The organism is Furfurilactobacillus curtus, from assembly GCF_045862785.1.
In the GTDB taxonomy this organism is placed as follows: Bacteria; Bacillota; Bacilli; order Lactobacillales; family Lactobacillaceae; genus Furfurilactobacillus; species Furfurilactobacillus curtus.
The window spans coordinates 185930-203363 of the sequence record NZ_BQXO01000003.1; the positions used below are offsets into that span (position 1 = coordinate 185930).

The following is a 17434-nucleotide window of genomic DNA, read 5'->3' on the forward strand; positions in this document are numbered from 1 at the left end:
CTGTCTAGAAGTGGATATAACCAGCCGCTTCACTAGCAGAGATTGTGCGTGCGTGATAAGCCAGCCCATTAAAGTTTCCTTCAATGATGTTAACTGTCCCGTCGCCATTAACGCCAGTCACGTAAGCTACATGGTTGTAAGCAAAGTAAGCTACTGAACCAGCTGTGGCTTGGTTATTAACTGCAATACCTTTAGCACGAGCGGAATTACCCCAATTTGCACCGTCGCCTAGATAGCTAAATTGCCATGCTGGAATACCTTCGGCCTGCAAAATTCCGGCAACAAATGAGGTACATTGACCAGCTGGATATCCATTGATTCCTTGCCGAAAACCGGCAATTCCGGCAGATGAAGCATCAGTAGCGACTGGCGCTGATGCAGCCGGTGTTACAGGCGCAGGCGTCGTTGGTGCCGCTTGGCTAGCAGGTGTTTGTTGCGCTTGAGTTAGCTGTGGTGCAGCAGAAGGCGCGGTTGACGCTGGTGTAATCGTCGTTGACTGTGTTGACTGTGGTGTCTGCACTTGTGCACTCGTAGCAGCCGATGTCGTTTGGGCAACAGTTGAATCAGTTACTTGGCCTTGGCTATTCTGTGAAGCAGGGGCTTCGCTTGAAATAGTAGCAGGTGCCTGACTCGCCAGTGTTGCAGAGGGCGCGGCTGACGCTTGACTGACAGCTGGTGCTTGGCTAGCAGCTGGCGCTTGACTAACAGGAACTTGCGTATGCAGCACTTGGCCGACAGACAAGAAGTTAGCATTAACTAGGCCGTTTGCGGCTACCAATTGTTCCATGGACAAGCCTAGCTTTTCACTGACGGTCGATAACGTATCGCCGGTAACGACCACATAGTCTCCATTGGCATCCAAGACAGGGGCAGCTTGTGATGTTGCTTGACTAGCCGGTGCCGCAGACTGTGGCTGTGGCTGAGGTGCAGTTGAGCCTTGGGCGTCCGGAATCGTAATCGTTTGTCCAATTTGGATCAAAGCTGGATTGGCCAAATGTGAAGCTTTAGCGATTGCATCAACTGACGTATGGTGTTTTTGGGCAAAAGCCCAAACAGTATCGCCTTTGACAGCTGTGACCGTTGAGGCATTAGCGAGTGTTGTACCAGCTAACAAACTAACGGCAAGGGTTGAAGTTAATAACGTTGCTTTTAAAGTCTTGTTCATTTTGAATGTTCCACTCCTACTTTTAGCGTTCTGAGTAATAACTACCATGGCTGGTGGTAGTCGAACCTGTACAATACAATTTAACTCTGACAAGTGGTGAATTACCATTACAACACAATTACATTCTCAAAAACCGGTAATTTTTTTGAGAAACATGTTCCATGTGTCTGCCTAATCTCTTGAGATCTCAGCCGTGACCTTAGCCACATTTCATGGTAAACTAAACAGGTTCACGGGGATGTTCCGGATTCGACAGGTATAGGTCGAACTTGAACTGCGCTTCGTGGGTTGCGTCCACGTAAAAACGCTACCTAATTTTTATCTGCAAAAGATAATAATTCTTACGCTTTAGCTGCTTAATTGTAGCTTGACGTAGATCCGTCCGTTACGGCCCAGGTGGCGGGTTACGGGTCTCAAAAATTTGGGCTACGCTGCGAGCTCCCGTCTGAAGTCAGCAGAAGAGATTAATCAGACTTAGCTAATCACGGTTGCCCGGCCAAACGGCGTTTTGATTAGTGAAGCTTAAATGGTTTGGCTATGAGCGTAGAGGTTCAAGTGGCGATATGCTTGGACGCGGGTTCGATTCCCGCCATCTCCATAATTTCAAGCACTCCGTTACGTTTCGTATCGGGGTGCTTTTATTTAAAAATTTATCGCTCATGTGAACAGTTGGAGGAGCGAATGGAGCACAAGATTGCGGTTATTTCAGATAGTCATGGTAATGCCACGGCCTTAGCAGCAGTGCTAGACGATGCTCGCCAACATCAAGCCACCGACATTTGGTCCTTGGGTGACATCGGTTTTGGCGGGCCTGGCACGGCACAATGCTATCAATTGCTAGCTGACGCCAATACGAGTCAATATCTCATGGGTAATTGGGAAACTGACTTCAATCTGGTTCTTCAAAAAAAGGCAATCAATTTGAATGATCCAAGCGATGTTTATTTTGTCATGCTGGTTCGTTATGATTACGCTCGTTTATCTAAACAACAACGAGAAAAGATACAAACGCTGCCGATGGCGAGTACTAAAACAATTAACGGTTTCAAAATCAGCCTTTCTCACAATTTACCTAGGGAAAACAGCGGTCATTCATTATTTCCTACCCAACCACAGGGTAATTTCGACCAACTAATTTCCGATCCAAACACTGACGTTGCGATCTACGCTCATATCCATATGCCACTATTTCGCTATACCGCTTCTGGTCAATTAATCCTTAACCCTGGATCAGTTGGTCAACCTTGGTCTACCCAACAACATTTACTGGCAAATCGAGCTGCCAGCTACGTCCTCTTGACCATTAGTGAAAGCGGCATTGAAGGAATTGATTTTCGGCGAATTCATTATGACCAACAGATTGAGCTAAATTTAGCTCAATCTTCTGGCTTTCCTTATCCTGAATTATATAAAAAATTGCTAGAAACTGGGATTGCATCCACCCATGATCTCCCTTTGCTGACAAAAATTAATTCCGCCCATCATTATCGTGACCTAGCGGAACAATTTTTGAGTCAACTCCCTGATCAACATTTTTAAATAAAAACCGCTCAAACTAAATTTGCAAAACAAAATCCAACAAAAAAAGAGTTGTCCATTTGACAGCTCTTTTTTGTTGGATTAGCCAGTAAAGACACCGACGATTAACCAGAGATTCAACACGATTAAGATTGCTGTAACAATCCAGGCGGTCCAATTTACCCATGGTCGATTTTTAAACTCTCCCATCAGTTCACGATTACTCGTGAATAGAACCAAGGGAACCATGGCAAATGGCAGCGCGACACTCAAGAACACCTGAGAAAAGGTTAGCAAATTTTCGATTTTAGCTTCATTACCCTTGTAAATAATCGCAAATACTAAAACTGGTGTGATCGACATTAAACGCGTTAACAACCGTTGCGCCCATAATGGGATTCGCAAGTGAATGAATCCTTCCATGATAATCTGCCCTGCTAAGGTCCCAGTAATCGTTGAGCTTTGCCCAGAAGCAAGCAGTGCAATGGCAAATAACATACTGAGCAGTGGACTGGCAATTGCGCCAACGATTTTGGAGTTGCTTAAGGCATTGTAGAGGTCAACAAAGCGTCCTAATTCGCTGTGAGTTCCGAAGAATAGGGCCGCTCCTAAAATCAGCAATAAACAGTTGACCACAAAGGCAATTGTTAACTGGATGTTTGAATCCGCTACCGTGAAACGAATCGCTTTTTTAACGCTGTCACGATCATTACGGTCCAAAGCGCGGGTTTGTGAAATCGATGACCCTAGATACAAGTCGTGAGGCATTACTGTCGCCCCCACAATTCCTAGTGCCAAATATAACATTGGCTTGTGCGTTAGTAGCTGCCCTGGGTGGGGTACAAACCCGGCAAAGATCTCAGGCACATCTGGCCGAGCCAAGATGACTTCATATAAGAAAACAAATAAAATAACTGCCACTAATGTAGCAACAATGGCTTCGATTTTTCGGAAGCCCATTTTCATCAAAACTAACAGTAACAACACATCAAAGGCCGTGATAATCAACCCGACGATCAGCGGAAAACCAAATAACAGTTCCAATGCAATCCCTGACCCAATGATTTCCGCCACGTCTGTTGCCATGATTGCTAGTTCTGTAATGACCCATAAAAAGATCCCCATCCCTTTAGAAGTCCGCTCACGGGTCATTTGAGCCAGATCTTTACCAGTCACAATTCCCAACCGTGCCGACATTGCTTGCAGAAGCATTGCAATCAAACTTGATAATAAAATAACGCTAATTAGCGCGTACTTATATTGCGCACCACCGGCGATTGATGTGATCCAGTTCCCCGGATCCATGTAACCAACAGCGATCAACGCACCCGGCCCAGTGTACGCCATTAGCGTTCTAAAGTAACCAGCATGTTGGGGCACCAAAATGGACCCATTAACTTCATCTAGACTCTTGGCGTGATCACCAGTTGTGTTAACGAAATGCTTCCTGTCGTGGTTGCTCACTTCACTAGTTGTTTCGCCTGTGTCAAATGCTAAATCACGCTTCTTATCCCTCTTTTTATCGTGCTTTTTGCTCATCCCGATATCCTCTTTTCCGTTTTGATTCCTGATTACTCAGGTCTAATCCTTCAAAGATGGTCGCTAGCGTCGCGTCATCAAAAAACAGATCAATCCAATGATATTCAATTTATCGGCTTTGGTTAGCTTTTTGTTAATTCGACGTAACATCGGATTGTCAGATGACAATCACTCCGTCTTTGGATATTTTTTGGCAGGTTTTTGAGCCATGTATACTATGTGCCGAAGTCCCACAAATTACAAGCACATCATGCGCTTTGAAAGTGTTTACAACCAATTTTTTGTTTTTTATTTCAAAGAATCAATTTAGCAGTGGCTAATTTTTTTCAAATTAACGACTTAACACAAAAAACGTCCATAAAACTAATGGGCGTCTTCACTACATTATTTCACATTTGTCAGGATAATTGACGAACCTCGTGATCTGGATCGCGCCACCAAACATGGACGATATCTTGATTAGTCGCATCTGTTAGTGCGACCGCAAACTCTGAACGTTTCTGACTCATCAACGCCTGTAAATGGGCAGCGTCGATATTTGCCTGGGTTAACTCAAGTAACACGCCAGACTCCAAATCAGTGATATTGAAACTAGCACTTATGCTTACACCGTCAACTAAATCCACCGTTCCTTCGTTGACCACAATGGTTACCATCAGCAATGACCTCCTAAATATTTAGTCTGCATTGGCAAACTTGATGCCAAATTCACGAATAAAGTCGATGACCTGTTTAGCCTGTTCTTCACCAAACTCACCGATCCAGGAACTAAACCGCTTGGTCACGCGCGCTGTAATTTGTTGCTCAGCTTGTTGACCTTTCTGTGTTAAACTCAGGTTCATTTTGCGACGATCGTGCGGATCTGGCGATTGAAGAATCAGATCCTTATTCAGTAGCGATCGAATTTGTCGAGAAATTGCACTCCTAGTAACTTTACGATCTTCGGCAATTGTCATTAAAGTCAAATCTTGCTGGCGAGAAACGTCATGCAAAATTAAATACTGTTCAAATGAAATCTGAAATTCTGCCGCTGGTCGCGACACGAATTCATCAAGATATTTCAAAAAATGAATATAAACATCAATGGATTCTGCCAACAATTCTTCATTAGCCATGATTGTTCCCTCCCTGCTAGTTACGCAGTCCCGCATCCGCGAAGTATGATCACCTCCGATGCCACTCGCCCATTTTGAGACATCCTTAAATTGAATAAGTAGCGCCCCGCAGCGTGCTTACGGTTCCCGCCATTGATTTGGGCTCCACAAACGTCCTTCCATAGCGCCACGAAGGCTCTCAATTTCCGTTTGTTGATCTTGAATCAGTGCTACAGCGGCATCAATGACGATTTGATTGTCCGACGTTTTTAACTGTTGCAGTTGATTCAAAACCCATGCTTGTTGATCTGCCATATAAACATTTCTCCTTGGTTAACGGTAAAGCCAGTATATCATAGCCACGACGATGAGGGGCACTTGAGTCCTCACGCCTTGTCGCTAAAACATTGGATGCCCATTGGCACTGTGATTAGGAAATGGTTGTTTGACCATCCAGTGTTCAACTATCTGGCCTTCGCGCACCCGAAAGACATCAACTTCAGCCATTTCAATGGCCTCTGGTTGATCCCGTCGAATCACATGCAAGTAAACTAAATCATCATTATCCGCCACGCTAACAATCGTCCGGTAAGCCTGTCGCAGACTGCCTTGGGGACCAAACAGCGGTCGATAATAATGCACCATTGCTTCTGCACCATCAGCAATACTAGGATTATGTTGAACAAGATCGGCAGCGACATACTGTTGAACCGCAGTAATATCATGACGGTTAAAAAAGGCATTCCAAAAAGCGATCACAATCTGGCGGTTTGTAAACGGCTGCAGGTTAGGTGTGCCGTTGTCATTTAATAATTGAACTGTCCCTGTGACATAATCGAGTGTTGCATCTCCCCGCTCACCACCACTAACTTGACTCATCGTCCCAGCATTAAAGTTGAGCATCAAGGTCGTCCAATGATCGGCGTCAAACCACGTTAAATAATAAACGCCATTTGCAATAATTTGTAATTGAACAACTGCATCATGTTCCTTTTGATCAGACTCACCAAGCATTGAACAGCTTAAATGTCGATCATCAATCAGTTGTCCAAGCCACTGTCGTCGGTTCGCTTGTTTGATGAGCCATCGCCGCCCAATTAATTCATTAGTCATTAGCTAGTCTCCCATCTATCAAAGGCCTACGAGTGAATACGACGACCGCCTCGAATGCCAGCAATGCCTAAAGCAATCATAATGACAATGACAGTTATGGCAATAATCGCGAGTTCTGGTTGAAATCCCATGAGATTCCCTCCTCACATTTGATTGGTTAATTTAAAATCTTTTACTCCACCTCCATTTTAACCGTTTGTCTTAGCTTTGTAATCGTTTACACTTGTGAAGTCGCACATTTCAATTGTCTCCTACCTCATCATTCCCCAAGTAAAAATTAACGAGCCAACTAAACCTTCATCCGATTAACTCGAACCCAATAAATAAGCATTGACAGCGCTTACATTTTTCGTTACACTGCTTGTGTAAGGTATTTAGTAATTACCTTCTAATCAATTCTCTTTCTCTCTTATGCCGGCCACCATCGTCAGATGGTGGTTTTTGTTTTGTCATCAAATCCATTGCCATTTACTTTGCCAAATTAAAATAAGCCGTGTATCTTTGCTAATTCATGGCATAATGTTGATAGGTAAAAATTGGAGGTTTCAAAATGGCAAATGCACCAATACAGCTGGCAGATCCCGGACACGAATCGCTCGATATGATTGAAGAAATCACCCGTACGGATGGTTCCAAATATATGGAAATTGGTAACATGGTTCATAATGGCCGGGCAGAGTTTGCAGCAGAGCATCATTTCATCAAAGAAGTTCGCATTCTCAAACTAAATATCCCTGAATCAGCCAACGTCATTAAATATGAGGACTACATTAACCATCACTTTTTAATGCAAGGATGGGATATGGATCACTGGGAAGAATGGATTAAAACTGACACTGCACAGGCGCTTGTGGATGCGATTCTAAAAGAGAACCAAGTCAGTTAATTATTTATCCCACCAAAAAGGGAACCGACGGGCATCGGTTCCCTTTAAGGGCCATTTAGATTAGGAACATCATTGATGATGTTTCATTTCAAAACGTCATTGGGGTGAACGCTTTGGAAGAGGAAGTAATAAATGGTAGTTTTAAAATATCATGAATTCTAAAAAAAGTCTATTCATTTTTTAATCGTTTTTTCATATTAAACCAACTATTCGAAATCCCTACGGGTGTCAAATCAAACGATAAATGTCGTTTTCAATTTGAATAGCCAAAAAGCGGGACATAAGTCAAGTGACTCCGCCTAAAAGCAAACTGCCGCCAATGAATAAATCATCATCATTCGCAGTTAGCCCTTAGCGCTCGTCACTTACCAACTTATGCCCCGCTCTTTTTATTATCTATTACTTGCTTAATTTGGATGCTGCCGCTTCATCAATAATGACAATGACATCATCATGATTCTGCAAAGCACTAGCTGGCAAATCCGTTGTCACTGGACCTTCAATCATGCCTTTAACCGCATCAGCTTTTTCTGCGCCATAAGCTTCTAACAAAATTTGTTTGTCTTTCAAGATGGAGCCAATGCCCATCGAGTAAGCATACTTTGGCACTTCTTCTTCATTGTCAAAGAAGCGAGCATTAGCCTCAATGGTTGATTCCGTCAATTTGACTTCGTGCGTTGTTGAATCAAACGGCGTGCCTGGTTCATTAAACCCGATATGTCCATTGCGGCCTAATCCTAAGATACCTAAATCAATCGGATTGTCAGCGATAACTTGGTCATAACGTTTTGTTTCAGCAGCGGCATCTTTGTTCAGGCCATCTGGCAGATAAGACTGTGCAAATGGTTTCTTGTTAAAGAAATGCTCATGCATGAAATAGTTGTAGCTTTGTGGATGATCTGGTCCTAAGCCAACATATTCATCAAGATTAACTGAAGTCAACTGACTAAAATCTAAGTCTGAACTCGTAATTTCATCATATGTTGACACCGGCGTGCTACCCGTTGCCAAACCAAATACCTTAGCACCACTATCAAGAGCATCTTTAAACACTTGGAACCCTTGCTTGCCGCCCTCAACTGCATCCTTCACCACAATTACTTTCATGTTGAATCTCCTTATCGTTATCGTTTATTGGTATAGTCCAATTATAACAGGATTCTTAACTTTTACAAGGATGAAAAACGTCGTGGAATAAGCCGTCGTTTCCTCGCGCACTAATTACAAGGAGTCAATTTCGGTTCATCGCCAATGTGTTCAATAAAAAACGTTCCTTTACCAGGAACGTTTTTTATTCGATTTATTGAACAGTCACGCTTTTTGCTAGGTTACGTGGTTTATCGACGTCCAAACCCTTCAGTAAACTGGTGTAATACGAAATCAGTTGTGCCGGAATAATGGTCAACAGCGGCGCCAGTGTTTCATCCACATCTTCCAAGATAATATCGTCATGAACATTGGCTAAGGACTTAGAAACAATCGTCATAATATGACTACCACGAGCGGCGGTTTCTGCCAAATTACTACGAGTGAGGCTAGCCGTCTTGGACTGAGTAATCAAGCCAATCACAGGCGTGCCAGCTTCGATTAGGGCAATTGGACCGTGTTTTAATTCACCAGCAGCCACGCCTTCTGAATGAATATAGGTAATTTCTTTCAACTTCAATGAGGCTTCAAGCGAAACAGCGTAGTCAATGCCACGACCGATATAAAACGCATCATGTTGATCGACAAAATTGTCTTGCGCAATTTTCTCAAAAACCTCTTTTTGGTCAACCAATGCTTGAATGCCATTAGCCACTAATCCAAGTTGATTAGCTAACTCGAATTGACTAGCAGCGTCGGTCCCGTTTGCTTCTCCTAACGCTTTAGCAACAATCGCCTCGACTGCGATCTGCGCCGTATAAGCCTTTGTCGAGGCAACGGCAATTTCAGGACCGGCTTCCAGTAACATCGTGTATGTCGCTTCTCGCGATAATGTTGAATTTTGAACATTCGTGATGGTTAAACTGTGATAACCAGCTTCACCAATGTTTGTCAAAACTTCCCGCGAGTCTGCGGTCTCACCACTTTGACTGAGAAAAATAAAAAATGGTTTGGCCGATAAAATTGGCGTGTTGTAGGCAAACTCAGATGCCACATGGGCCTCCGTTGGAATTTTAGCCAATCGTTCAAAGAGTCGTTCACCCACTAATCCGGCATGATAACTGGTTCCAGCCGCGATAATATACAAACGATCAGCTGCTTTTAGATCAGCTAGTAAATCTGAATCAAGGTCAATCTCACCCGCATCATTGAAATAAGTCTGAACTAACTTGCGCATCACTGCTGGTTGATCATCGATTTCTTTCAACATGTAATGGGGATAAGTGCCTTTGTCTGCTTCACTAGCATCCATATTCACGTGGAAAGGCAACCGCGTGATATGGTGTCCTTCTTCGTCCTCAATGTCTACTTTGTCTGGCGTCAAAATCATAATCTCGCCATCTTGCATTTCGATAAAATCATGGGTGTAATTCAGCATAGCAATTGCATCAGAGCAGACGACGTTAAAGCCATTACCAACACCAACTAACAACGGGCTCTTGTTCTTAGCCACAAATAACGTATTCGGTTGCTCACGATCCATTAAAAGAAAGCCATATGCGGAGTCCCCCACAAGGTACAAAACCTTACGAAATGCTTCTAAGGTGGTCAAGTTATCATGTAAAACGAAGTAATCGATCAACTGTACAACAACCTCAGTGTCGGTTTCGCTCTTAAATTCGACATCAGCTAAATATTTATTTTTCAATTCCAGATAATTTTCAATGACCCCGTTATGAACGAGATAAAAGCGGTCATCAGCCGAAATTTGTGGATGTGCATTCTCAATACTCGGCTGCCCATGGGTTGCCCAGCGGGTGTGTGCAATGCCAGTTGTTCCTTGAACTTCAGGCGTTAAAGCGTTGGCCAGATCTGCAACGCGTCCTTTCTCCTTGACCAAAAAGTCGTGTCCATTCTGATCGTTCACATATATACCGGCTGAATCATAGCCGCGATACTCCAAGCGACGCAAACCTTCCATCAACATTGCGACCGCATTTTCGTTTCCGGTAACTCCAACAATTCCACACATAGCGTTCTCCTACTCTCGTTAATTGGTATAGACATAAAAATAATTCTTTTTGTTTTTGAAAACAAATCAATACTACTGTTTTAGCACTCTATCGTCAACAGTTATTATCATTGGTCTATACGAATGCAAGGCCATCTATGCGACTTACTTACCCATAAAAACGGTCCGCCCAGTTTCTGAGCAGACCGTTTTTATGATTTAACGCTTAATTTCTATGACAAGGAGGTTGGCGTCACTAGCTTTGGTAAAGCATCCTGACGATATTATTCGATACCTTCCTGCTCGCGGACAACCTCAGCAATTTCGTCAACATAGCCATCGACAGCTATTTGCGTCGGTGCCTCAGCCATGACCCGCAACAATGGTTCTGTCCCACTTGGGCGTACCAGCACCCGCCCATCGCCAGCCATCTTAGCTTCGACTTTATCGATAGCGGCCTGAATTTCAGGATTATCCAATGCCGCCTTTTTATCTCGAACTTTCACGTTAACCAATTTTTGCGGATATTTAGTCACTTCACTCGCCAATTCGGAAAGCTTCTTGCCGGTGACCTTGACGATATACATCAACTGTAAAGCCGTTAGCATACCATCACCAGTGGTGTTGAAATCTAAGAAGACAACATGTCCAGACTGCTCGCCACCAACGTTGTAGCCATCTTTAAGCATTTCTTCAACGACATAGCGATCGCCCACTTGCGTCTGAACACTGTGCATCCCATTGGCCTCTAGCGCTTTGTATAAGCCGATGTTACTCATCACGGTAGTAACAACCGTATCTTTTTTCAAACGTCCATGCTCACTCATGTACTTACCACAGATATACATGATTTTATCGCCATCAACGACTTGACCATTTTCATCAACCGCGATACAACGATCGCCATCACCGTCAAAGGCTACCCCAAGCTCAGCGCCCTGTTCAACGACAAACTTTTGCAACGCCTCTGGATGGGTTGAACCAACGCCATCGTTAATGTTTAAGCCGTTAGGTGAAGTGGCCATCGTCTCAAAATCAGCATCTACATCCGCGAATAAGCGCGACACTAATTTACTGGTTGCTCCATTAGCGGCATCGATCGCAATGTGCAAGCCAGACAACTCGTCAGGAATCGTCTGTCCAAGAAACTGTGTGTATTTAGCCACACCTTCTTGATAATCCTCTACGGTCCCTAATCCAGCTGCAGAAGGACGTGGTAATTCATCCACTGTTGCGTCCAACAAAGCCTCAATCTCTTCTTCCATGGCATCCGACAATTTGAAACCATCATTACCAAAGAACTTAATCCCATTATCAGCCACCGGATTATGGGAAGCAGTGATCATAACCCCTGCATCGGCCTGTTGAACACGCACGAGGTAAGCTACCCCAGGGGTCGTAATAACGCCTAGTTTCAAGACCTCAATCCCGACGGACAATAAACCGGCAACCAAAGCCTCTTCTAACATCTGCCCAGAAATCCGTGTGTCGTGAGCCACCAATACTTGGGGCTGGCGATCACCTTCGGCATGTTGTGTCAAGACATACCCGCCGGCCCGACCCAAACGGAACGCTAATTCAGGGCTCAAATCTTGATTGGCAATCCCACGTACACCATCTGTTCCAAAATACTTCATCTTAAAAATTCCTCATTTCAATATTGACTTATGACCCACTTGACGCACTGCTAGATCCATCGGTTGTGGCATCGCTAGCAGTTGAAGGTGTCGCGCTCGATTCGCTACTCGACGTTGCGCTAGATGTGCCACCCTGAGCGCCCGCATCCGTGCTAACGGCCGTCACCTTAATCGTGACCGCCGCGCTGGTGATTGAATAACTGCGAAGTCCAGAGGCGTTCGGGGTTAAATTAATTTGTTGCTTCGATGTGCCAAGGGGCAACCCAGACACGTCAACAGGAACAGTAATCGTATCCTTAAGCTTATCGATAGCAGACTTGGTCCCATATACAACCAGACTATCCACGTCTCCTGACAAGTCATAGTTTCGATCACCAGCACCATTAACTGCACTGTACTTAACCGTTACCTTTTTCGAACTCTCGTCAGAAGTAATCGGAATCTTCACGGTGGTCGTCGCTGGCGTAATGACCACGTTAACTGTCCGTCCGTTGCTATCTTGTGCTTCTAACTGAGCCGTCACACTCAAAGTAGACGTACTGTTTTTAGTCAGGTTAACCGGAGCAACAATCTGAGCAACCTGCTCAACTTGATCACTCGCGCCGGTAACAGTTACCTTAGCCACAGAACTGGAAGGTGTACCGATTTGGTAACCGCTCGCTAAGTTGCTGGCATCATATTTGACATGAACTGGCAACGTTACCGTGGCACGACGAGCAATGGTAACATTAATATTTTGCGGTTGAATTTGATAAGTTAATTCCTTGTTCAAACCGGTCGCGACCAATTTCACTTTATGTTTACCCATTGATAAGCCACGTAAATTTGCACTAATCGTAAAATTCTGAGTATTAGTGGTTGCTGTCACTAAGGCTGCTGGACCGGTCACCTTAACTTTAACGCGTTCCGGGTACCCCGTAACGAAATACTTATTGGAATTAACATTGAGCTGAAGTGGAACCGAAATCGTTGCTGTTTTAGTCGAGGTTAGCGAAGATATGCGGCTATCATTGGTCGGACGCGCTAAACGCGTGTCATTGGCAGCAGTATTCGTGACATAAATTACCATTAAAATCGCGAGTACCAGTGCCATCAGCCGATAAAACCAGGCGCTGTTTAAAAACCGATTAAAAGGTTTCATTGACGGCCACCCCCTCGAAATAATTGATTCACCGCATCTAGGAACCAATTATGGCGTTCCGGCTCAGCAGGAATCAGTTGTTTGCGCAGGTAATTCAAATAGTCCTTTTGCGACAGGTTGCGCATCATTTCGTTGTTTCGGGTAAACATCACTTCACCGGTCTCTTCGGAAACCACGATGGTCAACGCATCGGTCACCTCACTAATCCCGACAGCCGCACGGTGACGTGTCCCCAATTCTTTAGGAATTAAGTTGCTGTCAGACAATGGCAAGTAAGCGGTAGCAGAAGCAATTCGATTATTCTTAATAATCACCGCCCCGTCGTGTAATGGCGTGTTCGGAATAAAAATATTAATGAGCAATTCACCTGTCACATCCGCGTCCAAGTCAATGCCAGTCTCGATGTACTCCTCCAGACCAGTTTCCATTTGAATCGCAATCAGTGCGCCAATTCGCCGTTTACTCATGTATTGAATTGCTTTGTCCAATGATTCAATTAAATTCTCTTCATCATCGTAAACAGTCCGACCGCGTTGAATAAATGATCCGCGACCCAGACGTTCAAGTCCTTGCCGAATTTCAGGTTGGAAAACGATGACTAAGGCAATGACACCCCAATTAATCACTTGATCCATTACCCAAGAAACTGTCTCCAAGCCTAAATACCAACTCGCAATTTTAATGACAATAATCACTAAAATGCCACGAAAAAGCATCACAGCGCGAGTCCCTCGTAGTAACATAATTAGTTCATAAATCACAAACCAAATCACCAATACATCAAGCAACCGGGCTGCATTGCCCCAAGTGATCCAACCGATGGGATCGAATACCATAGCGATCCTCCTATACTTAACAAATCTCAGTTATATTGCCATGAATTTCGCGATACAACTTATCCAGGCTACATTATAGCAGATTTAACGATTCCACACGACTAGTCTACCGGGCGATTGGCTTCCGTTTGCATGTCTTCACCCAGCATTAAAACATTCTCCGAATAGTTGACATACTGGCGCAAATTTGCCGCCATAACCGCATTGACACGGCCGGCCTCCAAAAGCTCTGAAACGGCAGAACGTTCTGCTGCCAAGGCCTTAATCCGTAAGGCCTGACGAGCCAAATCATATTGTTCCTGTTGTGCAATTTTAGTGGCAGTACTGGATTTACGTCGTTCAATTCGATAACGATAATGAACAATCAAATGATAGACGCTTTGCCGTTGTTGCACATTTTTCTTGTGGTGATCTTGCTTAAAAAAACGCGATAACTGACGAATGGCTGCCTTAGCCGTTTCCGTTTCAATCAAGACTTGTTGGGCACGAAAACCGGCCATATCATTACCAGTCAACAGAATTGTCAGGCGGCGAATCCCATGCCGAATTAATTGACGGGCAGTTCGCCACGCTGGTAGTGGTTCATGGCGTTGGCGCGCGTCAGCGTTCAATAGTCGCCGATTAATTTGCTGTTGATAATATCGATAGATCCACCCACCAGTACGACCAGCCTCACGTAACTCATTCAATTGAGCCAATTCACCACGCAAAGCCACGCGTCGAATTTCCACCTCAAATTCAACCATTTTTGCCACTTCAGTGGAAGGCTTAGTCCGTAATTCAAAGCGGCGAATGATAAACTGGTAATCCAGCATCAGGTCATAAGCAGCTCGTTGATTTTCTGGTCGCCGTTGAACTTCAATCGCTGCGACGGCGGTCTTAGCAAGGTATGTTTTTGCTTCATCCAAACTCAGCAAGGTCCGCTCTGTCGGGTTATGATCGTCGGTGCCAACCATTTCCTCTAGCAAATCCACCTGGCTGCCTCGGGTAACCAATAAAGCGCCATGCCGACTCAGCAACGGCAATGTCACCGCTGCTACCACTAAACTCACCACAATAACGCCGGCAGCAACGAATAAAATAAGTGAACGTTCAGGAAACGGCGCACCGCCAGCAATGGTTGTGGGAATGGTTAATACACCAGCTAAGGTGATCGCGCCACGCACACCAGTTAAGCCAGAAATAACAGCCGTTTTCAACGTCACCGGTGGCGCATTGCGTTCTCGCTGACTAATTCGCCGTACGCCTGCGTACAGATAAATCCAAATCACCCGCGTTAAAAATAAGATGGCCCAAGCTAACACCACATACCCGATCGCGCCAAGGGTTCCTGTCGCTGGATCAGCAATTGTCGCCTTAGTGGCGCTTGGTAACTCGTCCCCCAGAATAATAAACACAATCCCATTTAAAACATACACGATAATATCCCAGGTTCGTTCCACCAGTAAACGCTGCTCAGGAACATCTTCAACCAACCGGCTTTCATTCAAGTGAGCTAAAACGCCGGCTGTAACCACTGCAATCACACCAGATGCATGGATCATCTCTGCACCAATGTAGACAACAAACGGACTCACAAGTTGTAGGACCGTATTAAAGACTGGATCATTGATTCCCGACCTTCGCAACGTTTCTCGTAACATCTGCAAAAGCGTCATACCAGCAAAACCAATTAAGAACCCGGCCAAACTAGTGTACAGAAAGTCACCGGTGGCGGTCCAAATTGAAAATGTGCCCGTCACTGCCGCCGCTAAAGCATACTTGAAGCCAATCAGACCGCTGGCATCGTTAATCAAACTTTCACCACTCACTAGGTGAATAATTGCTGGTGGCAAACTGACTTGTTCAGCAATCGAGGTCACCGCTACTGGGTCTGTCGGCGATAAAATCGCTGCTAAAGCAAATCCCACCGCTAGCGGTAAGCCCGGAATTAGCAAGTGAAATAACCAGCCTCCAAAAATAGTGGTTAAAAAGACGAGTAACACAGCATTCGCTAAAATCGGTCCGCGTAATGTCCATAACTCACTTTTAGGAAACCGCCGCCCATCATTAAAAAGCAATGGCGCAATAAAAAGTAGTAAGAACCAATCCGTCTCCAATGGGATGGTAATATGAAAAATGACCGACCATAGGAGACCCAACACCACTTGAATTAAGCTAACGGGGATGTTTTCTAAAAAATGATCTAAGACATTCGATAATAGAACAAGTAAGACTAAAACGATGACGGCTTCAATAATATTCATGTTATCATCCCCCCTTTTTGGTGAGCTTGTCGTTTTTTATGTTAAAGAAAATGGCGTGGCTCCGGTTAATTTCCCGTCATCCACGCCAGTTCCAGGCTCTACTTATGTCTGACCACATCTTCACCAATGATCCGAACTTCTGTATCTAAATGTACGCCAAACTTGGCAGCCACCGTCTCTTGAACATGTTTAATCACCGCCAAATAATCGCTAGCAGTTGCGTGACCAATATTAATGATAAACCCGGCATGTTTTTTGGAGACTTGTGCGCCCCCGGAGGTATATCCTCGTAAGTCCGCATCAGTGATCAATTTCCCAGCAAAATAACCCGTTGGTCGTTTAAAAACAGACCCACAAGACGGATATTCTAGCGGTTGCTTGGCTGCTCGCCGTGCATTAAGGTCATCCATCAGCGCACGAATTTGAGGACCATTACCTGGCGCGAGCGTAAATGTCGCACTGATGACAATATCACCAGTCTCTTGAACCAAACTATGCCGATAACCAAAGGCCATCTGCTCGTTTGAATAAGTTTTGAAGTTCCCATCACGCGTAATTACTTCGACCTCGCTAACGACATCCTTAACTTCGCCACCATAGGCACCGGCATTCATAAAGACCCCGCCGCCCACACTGCCCGGGATGCCAGCAGCAAATTCTAGTCCCGTTAAACTAGCTGCGTAAGCAGCCTCTGTAGCAGCAATGAGCGGTGCACCAGCATCTGCTTTAACTTGTTGTCCCACAACACTAATCGTTTTCATGGCCGTTAAAATAACAACCAAGCCACGAATACCGCCATCCTTAACAATCAAATTACTAGCATTTCCAATAATCGTCAGCGGTAATGCCATGGTCCGAGCAAATGTAACTAAAGCTGCCACCTGTTCACGAGTTTGTGGAAAGGCCAGCCAATCCGCTGGTCCACCTGTTTTTGTATTCGTAAAATGACTCAATGACTCATTTTCCATGATGTCAAAATCTGTAAAAATTGATTGCAAATCCACTTTTTGCATGTTCTCACCCATTTAATTAACTCCTACATAAATGCCGTTCTTTTATTTTACCACGAAATTCATCAGCACCGGGAACTGGGTGATGAAAGACTTTTCCAAACCGCTTATGTTAAAATCAAGGCAATTAAACTCAAAGGACGACCATTAAG

General features: G+C 44.5%; 15 protein-coding genes and 1 other RNA gene. 3 read left to right on the forward strand and 13 right to left on the reverse strand.

Annotated elements, in window-relative coordinates:
• Positions 1-4: 4 nt before the first annotated feature.
• Complete coding sequence (locus ACKTR2_RS06710; protein WP_407883808.1) at positions 5-1165, reverse strand: LysM peptidoglycan-binding domain-containing protein; 1161 nt, start codon at positions 1163-1165, stop codon at positions 5-7.
• Positions 1166-1399: 234 nt separating this feature from the next.
• On the opposite strand from ACKTR2_RS06710, the gene ssrA reads away from it, so the two are divergent.
• Positions 1400-1766, forward strand: a transfer-messenger RNA (tmRNA) gene (ssrA, locus tag ACKTR2_RS06715).
• An 80-nt stretch (positions 1767-1846) separates the two neighbouring features.
• On the forward strand, positions 1847-2704 hold the full coding sequence (locus ACKTR2_RS06720) for a metallophosphoesterase family protein (RefSeq protein ID WP_407883810.1): 858 nt from the start codon (positions 1847-1849) through the stop codon (positions 2702-2704).
• Positions 2705-2785: 81 nt separating this feature from the next.
• On the opposite strand, the gene ACKTR2_RS06725 is transcribed toward ACKTR2_RS06720, so the two are convergent.
• The 5 genes from ACKTR2_RS06725 to ACKTR2_RS06745 all read right to left on the reverse strand — a co-directional run bounded on the left by ACKTR2_RS06725 (position 2786) and on the right by ACKTR2_RS06745 (position 6429).
• Entirely contained in the window at positions 2786-4222 is a 1437-nt protein-coding gene (locus ACKTR2_RS06725) for an Nramp family divalent metal transporter (protein ID WP_407883812.1), read from the reverse strand.
• 398 nt (positions 4223-4620) lie between these two features.
• Entirely contained in the window at positions 4621-4878 is a 258-nt protein-coding gene (locus ACKTR2_RS06730; protein ID WP_407883814.1) for a hypothetical protein, read from the reverse strand.
• 21 nt (positions 4879-4899) lie between these two features.
• Positions 4900-5337 carry a MarR family winged helix-turn-helix transcriptional regulator gene (locus tag ACKTR2_RS06735; protein ID WP_407883816.1) on the reverse strand — a complete coding sequence of 146 codons (438 nt, stop codon included), beginning with the start codon at positions 5335-5337 and terminating at the stop codon, positions 4900-4902.
• 117 nt (positions 5338-5454) lie between these two features.
• Positions 5455-5631 carry a hypothetical protein gene (locus ACKTR2_RS06740; RefSeq protein WP_407883817.1) on the reverse strand — a complete coding sequence of 59 codons (177 nt, stop codon included), beginning with the start codon at positions 5629-5631 and terminating at the stop codon, positions 5455-5457.
• A gap of 84 nt (positions 5632-5715) precedes the next feature.
• Positions 5716-6429, reverse strand: coding sequence for a nuclear transport factor 2 family protein (locus tag ACKTR2_RS06745; RefSeq protein WP_407883819.1), 714 nt, complete (start codon positions 6427-6429; stop codon positions 5716-5718).
• Positions 6430-6979: 550 nt separating this feature from the next.
• On the opposite strand from ACKTR2_RS06745, the gene ACKTR2_RS06750 reads away from it, so the two are divergent.
• Positions 6980-7315: a hypothetical protein gene (locus tag ACKTR2_RS06750; RefSeq protein ID WP_407883821.1), complete on the forward strand. Its 336-nt coding sequence runs from the start codon at positions 6980-6982 to the stop codon at positions 7313-7315.
• A 399-nt stretch (positions 7316-7714) separates the two neighbouring features.
• Here the strand turns inward: ACKTR2_RS06750 and ACKTR2_RS06755 are convergent, their stop codons facing one another.
• From ACKTR2_RS06755 to murB, 7 genes are all read right to left on the reverse strand, one after another.
• The gene (locus ACKTR2_RS06755) at positions 7715-8422 is read right to left on the reverse strand and encodes a glucosamine-6-phosphate deaminase (protein ID WP_407883823.1); all 708 of its coding nucleotides are present in this window, start codon (positions 8420-8422) and stop codon (positions 7715-7717) included.
• A 193-nt stretch (positions 8423-8615) separates the two neighbouring features.
• Entirely contained in the window at positions 8616-10433 is a 1818-nt protein-coding gene (gene glmS / locus ACKTR2_RS06760; protein ID WP_407883825.1) for a glutamine--fructose-6-phosphate transaminase (isomerizing), read from the reverse strand.
• A 263-nt stretch (positions 10434-10696) separates the two neighbouring features.
• Entirely contained in the window at positions 10697-12049 is a 1353-nt protein-coding gene (gene glmM / locus ACKTR2_RS06765; protein ID WP_407883827.1) for a phosphoglucosamine mutase, read from the reverse strand.
• A 28-nt stretch (positions 12050-12077) separates the two neighbouring features.
• The gene (locus ACKTR2_RS06770) at positions 12078-13190 is read right to left on the reverse strand and encodes a CdaR family protein (protein ID WP_407883829.1); all 1113 of its coding nucleotides are present in this window, start codon (positions 13188-13190) and stop codon (positions 12078-12080) included.
• Positions 13187-14026 carry a diadenylate cyclase CdaA gene (cdaA, locus tag ACKTR2_RS06775; protein WP_407883831.1) on the reverse strand — a complete coding sequence of 280 codons (840 nt, stop codon included), beginning with the start codon at positions 14024-14026 and terminating at the stop codon, positions 13187-13189. The genes ACKTR2_RS06770 and cdaA overlap by 4 nt, the downstream gene beginning before the upstream one ends.
• 101 nt (positions 14027-14127) lie before the next feature.
• Complete coding sequence (locus ACKTR2_RS06780) at positions 14128-16272, reverse strand: cation:proton antiporter (protein ID WP_407883832.1); 2145 nt, start codon at positions 16270-16272, stop codon at positions 14128-14130.
• A gap of 98 nt (positions 16273-16370) precedes the next feature.
• Positions 16371-17297 (reverse strand): UDP-N-acetylmuramate dehydrogenase, encoded by a 927-nt coding sequence (gene murB, locus ACKTR2_RS06785; protein ID WP_407883834.1) that lies wholly within the window; start codon positions 17295-17297, stop codon positions 16371-16373.
• Positions 17298-17434 lie beyond the last annotated feature (137 nt).

What these genes read in the sequence shown, in the direction of transcription:
- ACKTR2_RS06720 (WP_407883810.1), top strand. Translation starts at nt 1,847, where the DNA reads ATGGAGCACAAGATTGCGGTTATTTCAGATAGTCATGGTAATGCCACG.
- ACKTR2_RS06710 (WP_407883808.1), bottom strand. Translation starts at nt 1,165, where the DNA reads ATGAACAAGACTTTAAAAGCAACGTTATTAACTTCAACCCTTGCCGTT.
- ACKTR2_RS06730 (WP_407883814.1), bottom strand. Translation starts at nt 4,878, where the DNA reads ATGGTAACCATTGTGGTCAACGAAGGAACGGTGGATTTAGTTGACGGT.
- murB (WP_407883834.1), bottom strand. Translation starts at nt 17,297, where the DNA reads ATGGGTGAGAACATGCAAAAAGTGGATTTGCAATCAATTTTTACAGAT.
- ACKTR2_RS06735 (WP_407883816.1), bottom strand. Translation starts at nt 5,337, where the DNA reads ATGGCTAATGAAGAATTGTTGGCAGAATCCATTGATGTTTATATTCAT.
- glmM (WP_407883827.1), bottom strand. Translation starts at nt 12,049, where the DNA reads ATGAAGTATTTTGGAACAGATGGTGTACGTGGGATTGCCAATCAAGAT.
- ACKTR2_RS06750 (WP_407883821.1), top strand. Translation starts at nt 6,980, where the DNA reads ATGGCAAATGCACCAATACAGCTGGCAGATCCCGGACACGAATCGCTC.
- ACKTR2_RS06740 (WP_407883817.1), bottom strand. Translation starts at nt 5,631, where the DNA reads ATGGCAGATCAACAAGCATGGGTTTTGAATCAACTGCAACAGTTAAAA.
- glmS (WP_407883825.1), bottom strand. Translation starts at nt 10,433, where the DNA reads ATGTGTGGAATTGTTGGAGTTACCGGAAACGAAAATGCGGTCGCAATG.
- ACKTR2_RS06770 (WP_407883829.1), bottom strand. Translation starts at nt 13,190, where the DNA reads ATGAAACCTTTTAATCGGTTTTTAAACAGCGCCTGGTTTTATCGGCTG.
- ACKTR2_RS06780 (WP_407883832.1), bottom strand. Translation starts at nt 16,272, where the DNA reads ATGAATATTATTGAAGCCGTCATCGTTTTAGTCTTACTTGTTCTATTA.
- ACKTR2_RS06725 (WP_407883812.1), bottom strand. Translation starts at nt 4,222, where the DNA reads ATGAGCAAAAAGCACGATAAAAAGAGGGATAAGAAGCGTGATTTAGCA.
- ACKTR2_RS06755 (WP_407883823.1), bottom strand. Translation starts at nt 8,422, where the DNA reads ATGAAAGTAATTGTGGTGAAGGATGCAGTTGAGGGCGGCAAGCAAGGG.
- ACKTR2_RS06745 (WP_407883819.1), bottom strand. Translation starts at nt 6,429, where the DNA reads ATGACTAATGAATTAATTGGGCGGCGATGGCTCATCAAACAAGCGAAC.
- cdaA (WP_407883831.1), bottom strand. Translation starts at nt 14,026, where the DNA reads ATGGTATTCGATCCCATCGGTTGGATCACTTGGGGCAATGCAGCCCGG.